The 5,217-nt window shown below is 62.2% G+C and carries 4 protein-coding genes; 2 read left to right on the top strand and 2 right to left on the bottom strand.

Annotation, left to right across the window (positions count from 1 at the left end):
• Positions 1-264 precede the first annotated feature (264 nt).
• Both HQL63_15665 and HQL63_15660 read right to left on the bottom strand, forming a co-directional pair.
• Positions 265-1,389, bottom strand: a complete 1,125-nt coding sequence (locus HQL63_15665) for a nitronate monooxygenase (protein ID MBF0178263.1) — start codon at positions 1,387-1,389, stop codon at positions 265-267.
• A 70-nt stretch (positions 1,390-1,459) separates the two neighbouring features.
• The gene (locus HQL63_15660; GenBank protein MBF0178262.1) at positions 1,460-2,509 is read right to left on the bottom strand and encodes a folate-binding protein YgfZ; all 1,050 of its coding nucleotides are present in this window, start codon (positions 2,507-2,509) and stop codon (positions 1,460-1,462) included.
• 165 nt (positions 2,510-2,674) lie between these two features.
• Between HQL63_15660 and thiC the strand changes: the two genes are divergently transcribed.
• A complete protein-coding gene (gene thiC, locus HQL63_15655; protein MBF0178261.1) occupies positions 2,675-4,093 on the top strand; it encodes a phosphomethylpyrimidine synthase ThiC in 1,419 nt (472 codons plus the stop codon).
• Positions 4,090-5,112, top strand: coding sequence for a DegT/DnrJ/EryC1/StrS family aminotransferase (locus HQL63_15650; GenBank protein ID MBF0178260.1), 1,023 nt, complete (start codon positions 4,090-4,092; stop codon positions 5,110-5,112). Before thiC ends, HQL63_15650 begins: the two co-directional genes overlap by 4 nt.
• Positions 5,113-5,217: the final 105 nt, after the last annotated feature.

The following is a 5,217-nucleotide window of genomic DNA, read 5'->3' as shown; positions in this document are numbered from 1 at the left end:
AAGAGTGGGTTTTGTTCCCGGCTAGACCAGTTAGGTCAACGTAGGACACCACCCGGGATCCGAACAGCGACCGCTTCGTCGGATGGGATAGCAAGGACAAACGCCACGACCGCAACCGGCGTGTCACCGTGGTGATGGGGGATTACGTGGTCGTGATCGGACTGTCAGGCGTGAGGACCGCCAGGTTCATCACCGCCTATGTGGCCGACACCCCGGCAAGCCTGGCAAAGATCAATGTCAACAAAAAAACCTTGACTCGAACCGTCAGACCAGATCTGGAGCGCCGTCGGGCGGAATGGCACAGCCATTAAGCTCCTCAAAAATCTCGCGGACCGAGGTCATGCGGGTATGACGGGTGGCGTTGGTACCGGTAAAAACGAGGCCATTCTCCAAGTCTCCCTGTTGAGCCAGGTGCAGAGCCCGGGCAATACAGAACGTGCTCTCCTCATCCCGGCATAAACAGGCGCTCAGGCAGGTGGCAAAACACTTGGAGTCCACCTCGTCGCCACGAAAAAGCTTGCGGGTGAACGGCGAACTCAAGGCGCGTCCGGGCAGGCCCGCCGGGGAGTCGATGATGACCACATCCCCCTCCTTGGCCTGGAGGAAGGCATCCTTGAAGGCCTGGGCGGCATCGCACTCATGGGTGCAAATGAAACGGGTGGCCATCTGCACCCCCTTCGCGCCCAGGGACATGACCCGGTCGATATCCCCACGATCCCAGATTCCCCCGGCGCTGATGATCGGAAACTCGTCGCCATACTCCTTGCGCACCCACTGCGCCAACTCCGGAAGAACCCGCTCCAGGGAAAACTCCGCAGAGAAAATGTTGGGTCGGTCAGCCCCCAGATGGCCACCTGCCGTATTGGGATCCTCGAAGAGAATGGCATCCGGCAACCGCTTGTAGAGCTTGTGCCAACGCTTGGCGATCAACACGGCAGCACGCAGGGAAGAGACGATGGGAATCAAGGCCGCCTTGGGATTGGGAGCGGCAAACTCCGGCAGACGCAACGGCAGACCTGCACCGGAAATGATGAACTGCGCCCCGTTCTCCAGGGAGGTCCGCACCATGGACTCAAAGTCGCGGATGGCCACCATGCAGTTGGTGCCGATGATCCCCCGCGGACTGAGCTGCCGGGCCAGGAGAAGCTCATCGATCAAGGCCTTGACGTTGGCCTTGTAGTAATCTTTCCCCTTGTTGTAATACCTGGAGGCCAGGGAGAGCGCCACCGTGGCGATGACACCCGCTCCACCTGCGTTGGCCACGGCGGAAGCCAAACCATGCGCCGAAACACGCACCCCCATCCCCCCCTGAATGATGGGAACCGGCAGTGTCAAATTGCCCATGGTCAAAGGCGGCAGAGGAGTCACAGCGGAGATCGGCTTGGTCATGGGCGGGTTTATACTCGAAGGGAGAGAAGATTTCCAATCTTTTTCTGCGACCGTTCAACACTCTGTTCATTCATTCCCAATCGACCCAGGCAGGCAGCCTCACCGTCACCGGCACGCCGACCACGGTCAAATCCGCATGCTCCAACACGTCAGATCGCCGCAATATCGCCAGGGCCACCCCGATATTTTCCAAGAACGCATGGCTGGTCATGACCCCAACCTCCTTGCCCTTGGGGGTCACGACCGGCGCCGGCAGGACGATTGCGCCACCACCAGGCAACAAAACCTGATGCAAACGCTTTTTGATGGTGCCGCGTCCGTGGGTACGGGCCGTCGTCTCCTGACCGACATAGCACCCTTTGGTAAAACTGACCCCGTTCAACTCCTTGAGCCCTGCCTCCAGGGGCAAGGTCTCATCGGGAACAAGGTCCACGCCACCCCGGGGGAGGGCGTGCCGGATCCGATGCCCCTCCCAGGCGAGCAGACCCGCCGGCGTGGCCACGGCTGTCAATTGATCCCACAGCGCAGGCAGGGCCGCCGCCGGCGCCAAAAGACGCCAGCCATGGGCATCATGACGCGGATCCCGCCACACCCGCAGGGACTCCGACAACGTCCATGCGCTACCCAAGGGGGCCGCCGCATCCACGACAGGGAAAAGCCCCGCCAAAACCGCACCGGCCTGCGGCCCGGCCACGGCCAGCAGGCCAAAGTTGCCGGTATCCAGAACCAACTCCACCTTGGCCCGTAAACGGTACATGGCGAGACGCTCCATCAACTGCGGCACCCGGTCCGGCTCGGTCAAAAGATGCAGTCGATCCCCGGCGTCAACGATGGTAAAGTCCCAAAGGAAGCGCCCCTGTGGCGTCAGCATGGCCGTATAAATGGAACGCGACGCGCTGACATCCTTGATTTGGTTGGTGATGAGGCCGCCCAGAAAACTGCCCCGATCCACTCCGCTCAGCGTCACGATGCCACCGTGACTCAAATCCACCAGGGCCACACCGTGCTGCAAGGCAGACCGCTCCGTGTCCAGATCAGCGGCAAAACGCTCTGGAGCTGGCGAGCCCCGGTCATCGATCCAGGAAATTGTCGAGGGCAGATGGCGCCGAAGAGAGCTCAATACGGAAAACTCCTTGTCAAGTGGCAGGGACGATCAGCACAATCATCCCCGCTCGCATGGTACATTCGCACTGTCATGGTCACTGTTCAGCACCCTTTCCAACCATAACACCAACAGAATCTTTTCGCATACCTTTCAAGACACAGAGATTGGAGAAGGCCCATCATGGACAAGTTCCGTTCCGCCTGGGTGCGCAACCGTCAAGGCAACGTTACCCAGATGCATGTCGCCCGGCAAGGGGAGATCACGCCCGAAATGGCCCACGTGGCCCGGGAAGAGTCCCTCGACCCCGCAACGGTGCGCGATGAAGTGGCACGGGGCCGCATGGTGATCCCAGCCAATATCAACCACCCCGAGTTGCGCCCGGTGGCCATCGGCATCAAGGCACGCTGCAAAATAAACGCCAATATCGGCAATTCCCAAATCTCTTCCGGTCTGGAAGAGGAGCTGGAAAAACTCGCCCTCGCCGTCCGACATGGCGCCGACACGGTGATGGATCTCTCCACCGGCAAACGCATTCCGCACATTCGCGAATCCATTCTGCGGCACGCCGAAGTCCCCATCGGTACCGTCCCCATCTACGAGGTGGTGGAACGTGTGCCGGACGTGCGGCATCTCACACCAGAGATGATTTTGGCAGTGATCGAAGAGCAGGCACAGCAGGGGGTGGATTACATGACCGTGCATTGCGGCGTCCTGCTGCACGTCCTCCCCCTGATCGAATCCCGCATCACCAAAATTGTCTCCCGGGGCGGGGCGCTCATGGCCCAGTGGATGCTCCACCATGAGGCGGAAAATCCCCTCTACACCCATTTTGACCAGTTGCTGGAGATCTGCAAACGTTACGACGTGACCCTCTCCCTGGGTGACGGCATGCGTCCCGGTTGCCTGCATGACGCCTCGGATCCGGCCCAGTTCGCCGAGTTGAAAGTCCTGGGGGAGCTGACGGCCCGGGCCTGGGAACAGGATGTTCAGGTCATGATCGAAGGCCCGGGTCACGTCCCCATGGACCAGATCGAAATGAACATGGAGCGGGAGCGGCAGGAGTGTCATGAGGCGCCGTTTTACGTCCTTGGCCCACTGGTGACCGATATCGCCGCCGGTTATGACCATATCGCCTCGGCCATCGGTGGCGCCATTGCCGCCTGGAAGGGGGCTTCCATGTTGTGTTACGTCACCCCCAAGGAGCATCTGGGATTGCCCCACGCCGAAGATGTGCGCAATGGCATCATCGCCTACAAAATCGCCGCACATGCCGCCGATATCGCCCGGGGCCGCCCCGGCGTCCGCGACCGTGACGACGCCATGAGCCGCGCCCGCTATGCCTTCGACTGGAACCGTCAGTTTGAACTGGCCCTCGATCCCGAGCGGGCGCGCAGCTATCACGACGAGACCTTGCCGAGTTCCGCCCACAAAAGCGCCGAGTTCTGCTCCATGTGCGGCCCGCGTTTCTGTGCCTACAAGCTTTCCCAGGAGGTGACCACCAAATCCCGTGAGCTGGCTGCGCGGCTCATCCCGCAACACTGCCCGGAGACCGCGCCCGCTGCACCTGCCCCCCTGCTCCAGGCCGCAGGCGGCGGGTGACCTCACCCACTCGAACGCTCATCCCCCTGGCGTGGGCTGACCTCACCCGGGGCGATGAAGGCGCCGTGCGGGCTGCCCTGGCCCGCGACGCCTGGTTTGACGCCGACCTGCTGGTGCAATGGGAGCGGGCGTGGTCGGTGTTGTGGGACCGCCCGGCGGTGGCCTTTGCCGATCCGGTCGAGCTGGTCGCCGCCCTGAAGCTGCGCCTGAACTGGCCCTCCGGCGCCTGCATCGCCGCCGACGCCCTGCTCGAACCGGTTTGGCGCGAGGCCTGCGCCGCCGCCTGGCTGCACCTGGTCTGGCACGATCTGGACCCCCAGACCGGCCTGATCCGGGAACAGGGATCCACCATCGTCCCCCCTGGCTCTGGCGCCTTGGCGGCGGGTTTCTGGCGGCACGCCTTCGGCCAACCAATCCGCCCCTCCGTCGCCTGGGTACCTCCCCCCCTGCTCATGGAGGAGATCTCCGGCGTGATCGTACCCCTGCCCGGCTGTGGCTGGGGCGGCATTCAGTTGCTGCACTTCGATGGCAATGGCATCCTGCCCGCCGGCACGGGGTGCCTGCTCCTGAGCCGCAACACCGCCCTGGTGGATGATCTGCGCCGCCTGCGCCGACACCCCCCCGGCAACGCCGCCTGCGCCCTGGGGCTCTCTTTGTTGTCGCGCCTGGATGAGACCCTGGCCCGCCGTCGGCAACTGGCGGCCCGTTATCTGGCCATGCGCCCCCGGGGACGTTTCCGCCCTCCCGACACCACCGACCCGGCCAGTCGGGGTTGGACAAATTTTTTTTTGCTCCTCGACAACCCACCCGAACGCAACGCCCTGCGGGACTATCTCGCCCGCGCCCACATCGGGGCCGCATCGCCCATCTGGTACCAACCCGACCCATCCGCCGGTCAGCTTCCCGGGGTCCGGCACTTCCTGGCCCACTCCCTGGCCATCCCGTTTTATCCGGCGCTGGATCTTACAGCACAGAAGCGGGTGATTAACCGGGTTCATCGGTGGACGGTTATAAAATAATAATAATTATATATTTACACTTATTGCACATTGCGAATAACTTCTCTTCGACTTTATTCAATCTTGAACACACCCCCCCCACTTCTCATCCATCTGAACTTTTCG

The organism is Magnetococcales bacterium (genome assembly GCA_015231175.1).
GTDB lineage: Bacteria > Pseudomonadota > Magnetococcia > Magnetococcales > DC0425bin3 > HA3dbin3.
The sequence above is the reverse complement of the archived record's forward strand: the minus strand, read 5'-3'. Positions and strand labels throughout refer to the sequence as shown.

Excerpts from the sequence above, each read along its gene's own strand:
- HQL63_15665 (MBF0178263.1), bottom strand. The coding sequence starts at position 1,389 with ATGACCAAGCCGATCTCCGCTGTGACTCCTCTGCCGCCTTTGACCATG.
- thiC (MBF0178261.1), top strand. The coding sequence starts at position 2,675 with ATGGACAAGTTCCGTTCCGCCTGGGTGCGCAACCGTCAAGGCAACGTT.